Source organism: Clostridium tarantellae (assembly GCF_009295725.1).
GTDB classification, from domain to species: Bacteria; Bacillota; Clostridia; order Clostridiales; family Clostridiaceae; genus Sarcina; species Sarcina tarantellae.
Genome location: NZ_WHJC01000260.1, coordinates 1 through 4,724, shown reverse-complemented (window position 1 = coordinate 4,724; position 4,724 = coordinate 1). Strand labels below are relative to the sequence as shown.

The 4,724-nt window shown below is 27.5% G+C and carries 3 protein-coding genes; 2 read left to right on the top strand and 1 reads right to left on the bottom strand.

What is annotated here, in order from left to right; translation table 11 throughout:
* Positions 1 to 31 precede the first annotated feature (31 nt).
* Positions 32 to 2,194: an ornithine decarboxylase gene (locus GBZ86_RS12790; RefSeq protein WP_152891243.1), complete on the top strand. Its 2,163-nt coding sequence runs from the start codon at positions 32 to 34 to the stop codon at positions 2,192 to 2,194.
* Positions 2,195 to 2,485: 291 nt separating this feature from the next.
* The gene (potE, locus tag GBZ86_RS12785) at positions 2,486 to 3,883 is read left to right on the top strand and encodes a putrescine-ornithine antiporter (RefSeq protein ID WP_152891241.1); all 1,398 of its coding nucleotides are present in this window, start codon (positions 2,486 to 2,488) and stop codon (positions 3,881 to 3,883) included.
* 185 nt (positions 3,884 to 4,068) lie between these two features.
* On the opposite strand, the gene GBZ86_RS12780 is transcribed toward potE, so the two are convergent.
* Positions 4,069 to 4,554 carry an SMI1/KNR4 family protein gene (locus tag GBZ86_RS12780; protein ID WP_152891239.1) on the bottom strand — a complete coding sequence of 162 codons (486 nt, stop codon included), beginning with the start codon at positions 4,552 to 4,554 and terminating at the stop codon, positions 4,069 to 4,071.
* Between the last annotated feature and the right edge of the window lie 170 nt (positions 4,555 to 4,724).

The window sequence follows — 4,724 nt, the reverse complement described above, 5'->3', positions numbered from 1 at the left end:
AATATAATTACTATATAAGGAGGAATTAAATTTGAAAAACTTAAAGATAGCTTGTACAGAAGATGCTAAAGAATATTTTTTTACTAATAGAGAAGTAATTTCAGTTAAAGATACAGATTATACAGATGTAGCGGCAGTGGTATTGACTGATTTAAATCCAAATTTTATTTATGATGTTTATAATACAAAGTTTGAAGTTCCGGTATTTGTTATTTTAAAAGAAAGTGATGCCTTAAGTGATGAATTTTCTCAAAAGGTTTATCATGTAATAGATGGAAATAAATTTGATAAAAATCTTTATAGCAGAGAAATTGAAACAGCTGCTAGTACATATGAAGAAAATATATTGCCACCATTTTTTAAAACATTAAGTAATTATGTTTTAAAAGGTAATTTTCAATTTGATTGTCCAGGACATCAAGGAGGACAATATTTCCGTAAACATCCAGCAGGTAGATATCTTTATGATTTTTATGGAGAAAATATTTTCCGTTCTGATATTTGCAATGCAGATGTAGAACTTGGAGACCTATTAATACATGAAGGACCTGCAATGGAAGCTGAAAAACATGCAGCTAAGGTATTTAATGCAGATAAAACTTATTTTGTAATGAATGGTACAAGCACTTCTAATGCTATTGCTGTAAGTGCTGTAGTTTCTCCAGGAGATTTAGTTTTATTTGATAGAAATAATCACAAATCTATATATAATTCAGCATTAGTTCAATGTGGAGGTAAAGCTGTTTATTTAGAAACTGCTCGTAATCCATTTGGATTTATAGGTGGTATTGATGCACATTGTTTTGAAGAAGATTACATAAGAGAATTAATATCACAAGTTGATAAAGATAAAGCAAATGAAAAGAGACCTTTTAGATTAGCTGTTATACAACTTGGAACATATGATGGAACAATATATAATGCTAGACAAGTAGTTGATAAAATAGGACATCTTTGTGATTATATTTTATTTGATTCAGCTTGGGTAGGATATGAGCAATTTATACCAATGATGAGGGATTGTTCTCCTTTATTATTAGAATTAAATGAAAATGATCCTGGAATATTAGTAACTCAATCTGTTCATAAACAACAGGCAGGCTTTTCACAAGCTTCTCAAATACATAAAAAAGATAAACATATAAAAGGACAAAAACGTTATATAGATTGTAAACGCTTCAATAATGCATACATGTTACATTCTTCTACTAGTCCATTTTATCCATTATTTGCAACATTAGATGTTAATGCAAAAATGCAACAGGGTGAAGCTGGTAAAAAATTATGGGCTGATTGTGTTAAATTAGGTATTGAATCTAGAAAAGCAGTTTTAAAAAATTGTTCATTAATTAAACCATTTATTCCAACAGAAATTGATGGTAAGAAATGGGAAGAGTATTGTACAGAAGAAATAGCAAACAATATTGAATTCTTTAAGTTCCATACAGGACAGAAATGGCATTCATTTGAAGGATATGGAGAAAATCAGTATTTTGTAGATCCTAATAAATTTATGTTAACTACTCCAGGAATTAATGTGAAAACAGGAGAATATGAGGATTTTGGTATTCCAGCTACTATTCTTGCAAACTATTTAAGAGAACATGGAATAATACCAGAAAAGAATGACTTAAACTCTATATTATTCCTATTAACTCCAGCAGAAACATCTATAAAAATGAAAAATCTTCTTTCACAATTTATTCAGTTTGAACAACTTGTGAAAGAAGATGCTCCATTAAATAAAGTATTACCTAAAATTTATAGTAATCATAAAGAGCGTTATGAAGGATATACTATTAGAATGCTTTGCAAAGAAATGCATGATTTTTATAAAGCTAATAATGCTAAAAAATATCAAAAAGATTTATTTAGAGCTAAATATTTTCCAAAAAGAGAAATGTGGCCTATTGATGCTAACTGGGCATTAGTAAGAAATAATGCTAAATTAGTTCCTTTAACTGATATAGTAGGTGAAGTGGCATTAGAAGGAGCTTTACCATATCCCCCAGGAATATTCTGTGTTGTACCAGGTGAAGTATGGAATGAAACAGCTCAAAAATATTTCTTAATATTAGAAGAAGGTATTAATAAGTTTCCAGGTTTCTCACCAGAAATTCAGGGAGTTTATTTAGAAAAAGAAGATGGAACTGATAAAGTTAAAGCATATGGTTATGTGTTAGATAAAAAATAAAATTATATAATATTAAAAATTATTAGGAAAGTATCAAGAGTTAAAATTATATAATTCAGCTCTTGATATATCCTTTATTTAAATATTTTTTTAAAATAGTTTCTACGTATAATTATAATTAGAATCTAGAGGGTATATTTATATAAATAAAGTTCCCTCAAGTCTTAAAATATATAAAATTAATTTTAAAATGAAAAAATATTCATATTAAATTGAATAATTAAAAAGTACTTTAAGATTTAATGGGAACCTTATCAATGTTTAAAAATAATATTGAAAGGAGTATTAATTATGAGTACAGATGGCACTAAGAGCAAAAATAAGATGAGTGTTATGCATTTAACTATATTAACTGCTATAAATATGATGGGATCAGGAATTATAATGCTTCCTACTAAGTTAGCTGAAGTCGGTACTATGTCAATTCTTTCTTGGCTAGTTACTGCATTAGGAGCAATGGCTTTAGCATATGCTTTTGCACAATGTGGTATGTTTAGTCATCATTCTGGAGGAATGGGAGGATATGCTGAGTATGCCTATGGAAAGTCCGGTAGCTTTATGGCAAATTATACTTATGGATTATCTTTATTAATTGCAAATGCAGCTATTGCTATTTCAGCTGTAGGATATGCATCAGTTCTTTTAGGAGTAACTCTTTCACCTCTTGCAGTAGGATTATGGACAATATTTACTTTATGGTTAGCTACTGTCCTTAATTTTGGAGGAGCAAGAATTACTGGACAAATTAGTTCTATTACTATATGGGGAGTAATTATTCCAGTTTTATTTATATCTGTTTTTGGATGGTTCTGGTTTAAAGGAAGTTTATATGTAAGTGCGTGGAATCCTAATCACTTATCATTCTTTGATGGAATAAGTCAATCAATTTCTATAACTTTATGGGCATTTTTAGGTTTAGAATCAGCATCAGCTAACATGGATGCCGTAGAGAACCCAAGAAAAAATGTTCCCATTGCTTGTTTAGGAGGAACAATTGGAGCTGCAATAATATACATTATTTCAACAAACGTTATGGCAGGAATAGTTCCAAATGCCGATTTATTACATTCTAATGCACCTTTTGGATTAGCTTTTGCACATATGTTTACTCCATTTATAGGTAAAATTGTCATGGCATTAATGATTATATCTTGTTTTGGATCTTTATTAAGTTGGCAGTTTACTATTGCTCAAGTTTTTAAAAGTTCTGCCATTGAAGGATATTTCCCTAAAATTTTTAATAAGGTTACAAGTGCAGGTGCACCCGTTGTTGGTATGATTATAATTACTATAGTTCAAACATTACTTTCATTAATGACTATTAGTCCAACTTTAACTAAACAATTTTATGTACTAGTTAATCTAGCGGTAGTTACAAACTTAATTCCTTATTTATTATCTATGGGAGCATTAAATGTAATGCAGAAAGATGAGCATGTAGGTGTAAAAAAATCAAGAGTTACAGACAGTATAGCATTTTTAGCTTCAATATATAGTTTATATGCACTTTATACCGCAGGATTTGAAGCTATGATGTATGGCTCACTAGTAACCTTTGCTGGTTGGGTTTTATATAGCTTTATTGCTCCACGTTTTGATAAAATGTTAATAGCAGAGAAGAAAAATTCTTCAAAATCAAAGACCACTAATTCTTATGATATGGCACAAGTTAAAGTTGCTGGCAAATAAGATAATTATTTAAAAAGCAATAAAATAGCAATTTACTAAAAATCATAGTTAACATATTTTGCATACTAAAATAAGCATTATAAAATTTAGTTTAATTAACTAAATTTTATAATGCTTTTAATTTTTTATGTAAAATGTTTTAAAAAAGATGCTTTTTACTTTAGATAAATTTAAATTTTAATACTTTAGATAATATTTTTAGAGCATTCACCATTTAAAAAATCAGATATGCTATCAGAAACATATTCAGTTATAGGATTAAATAATGTAGACTCTTCATTTTTCCAAACACAAATTTTAGGAATGTCATTACAGTTTCTATAATCTAAACATAGTAAATCTAATCCAGATAATAAAGCTATTGGTAGTAATTCTATTCCTATTAAACACTGATTTTTAGTTAAATTTTCTTCATTTTTTATTAAAACAGCATCTACATCATATTTTTCTAAATCTTTATCTTTAATTTTTTCTAAAATACAAAGAAATCTATCAATAACATAGCTATCATTACAAGAGGAAAAAACTTTTTCTATAGGTATAGCACCATTATAAGTTTTTATAAAAGTTTTATAGCTTTCAGGTAATATAATACCCCAAATTTTTTCCTCATCATTTAATAACTTATCTGTAGGTAATGGATATATTATAGTATTATTATCTAATGTCATTTAAATCACTTCTTTCTTTGAGATTAAATTAAATTTTAGTATTTTATATACTTGAAAGACTAATTAATTCTACAATATAGTTATAACATATACTTTGTAATAAAAACCATTATTTGAAAATAATTATTAGTTTCTTTTTAAATTTACAATTTTTTTTATAAATATATTAT

Coding starts and splice junctions, on each gene's coding strand:
- GBZ86_RS12780 (WP_152891239.1), bottom strand. CDS start 4,554: ATGACATTAGATAATAATACTATAATATATCCATTACCTACAGATAAG.
- potE (WP_152891241.1), top strand. CDS start 2,486: ATGAGTACAGATGGCACTAAGAGCAAAAATAAGATGAGTGTTATGCAT.